At 61.8% G+C, this 1,487-nt stretch carries 2 protein-coding genes; one reads left to right on the top strand and one right to left on the bottom strand.

The window, feature by feature from the left end; translation table 11 throughout:
- Positions 1-799: IS3 family transposase (locus tag ACFPOB_RS30050; protein WP_377801829.1), on the top strand; the 799-nt coding region annotated here is incomplete at its 5' end.
- Between the two features lie 80 nt (positions 800-879).
- Here ACFPOB_RS30050 and ACFPOB_RS30045 read toward each other — a convergent pair.
- A complete protein-coding gene (locus ACFPOB_RS30045) occupies positions 880-1,305 on the bottom strand; it encodes a YybH family protein (RefSeq protein ID WP_377801830.1) in 426 nt (141 codons plus the stop codon).
- Positions 1,306-1,487 lie beyond the last annotated feature (182 nt).

The raw sequence follows: 1,487 nt of genomic DNA, 5'->3' as shown, positions 1-1,487 counted from the left end.
CCGCAGATCAGAAGGCCGCCTGACCTTCACGCGCCCCATCATCGCGCCAGCGGCCCTCGCGCGAAGGCTTCAGTCATGCGGCCCTCCTCGTGTGCGTACGCTGCATCTGGAATATCCCTTCGCTGGCAGCCGCATGTTGCAGGGGCTTCTCGGGGCCGATGGCCATAGGGCCGGGCGTCTTCACGTCGCCACGCTGATGAAGCGCATGGGGATCGAGGCGCTCTATCGCCGACCGAACACCTCGAAGCCGACGCCGGGGCACAAGAACTTCCCCTATCTCTTGCGCAAGCTGCCGGTGACGCGTCCCAACCAGGTCTGGGCGATGGACATAACCTACATCCCCATGGCGCGGGGCTTCGTCTATCTGACGGCCGTCGTCGACTGGTTCAGCCGCAAGGTTCTGGCCTGGCGGCTCTCGATCACCATGGACGTCGCCTTCTGCGTCGAGGCCGTCGAGGAGGCGATGGCGCGCTTCGGCAAGCCGGATATCTTCAATACGGATCAGGGCTCGCAGTTCACCAGCCGCGAGTTCACCGCCCTGCTGATCGGCGCGGGCATCCAGATCAGCATGGACGGCAAGGGCGCCTGGCGCGACAACGTCTTCGTCGAGCGCATCTGGAAATCCGTCAAATACGAGGAGGTCTACCTGCGCGCCTACGCCAGCGTGTCCGACGCGCGCGCTTCGATCGGCCGGTATCTGGTCTTCTACAACGGCCGGAGGCCTCACCAGAGCCTGGGACGGCAGACGCCCGATCAGGCCTACTTCAACACGCTGCAGCCAATCCCGGTTGCGGCATAACCAAGGCCGAAATCCACTTAGCGACAGCCCCCAAAATGTTCAGACAAACCGAGCCAGCTCTCTATGACTGGGCTGATCCATTATAGAGAAGCGCCGAGTAAATTATATTGCACCAGAACACCCGGGTCAGGATCCACGCGGCCGGCGTGAGGAGTTATGATACTGCAGAATCTTCCACGCCCGCCCTCCTTACGAAGCGCGCTTGTGGCAACACCCTGCCGCTCTATCGGCTCGCCGTGTTTGGGCTCGATACGGAAGCGGTAAGTCTCAGATGCAACCGCCATGGCGCCCTCTACCTTTACGATAACCGAATGGTCCGAGTAGCGGAAAGCGCGAACTTCACGTAGCTCCGGCCCGAGGTGATGGCCGAGATAGTGACTGAAGGTGCCCTCGGATGTGCCGTTCTCGAACACGGTCGAGTCTTCCGCAAACAGTTGAACGGCTCCAGAGGCGTCCAAGTTCTCGACGGCACTTTTGTACGCAGAAAGCACCGCCTTTACGGCCATGACATCTGCCTCTGAGGCCGGTGCCGGAGAAAAAGCGAGTGCGAGGAATACGGCGGACAGGGCAAGGCGCATCTGCGAGGTATCCTTAGAGTCCGTCCCGGAACTCATGACGCTCGCGCGATGCGGCGGATAAGAACCATGGCGGCGGCTGCGTAGAGGAAGGCCGTCGCGGAGGCGATGGT

It is taken from the genome of Allobosea eneae (assembly GCF_042657265.1).
Taxonomy (GTDB): domain Bacteria; phylum Pseudomonadota; class Alphaproteobacteria; order Rhizobiales; family Beijerinckiaceae; genus Allobosea; species Allobosea eneae.
This window is presented reverse-complemented; position numbering and strand designations above follow the sequence as displayed.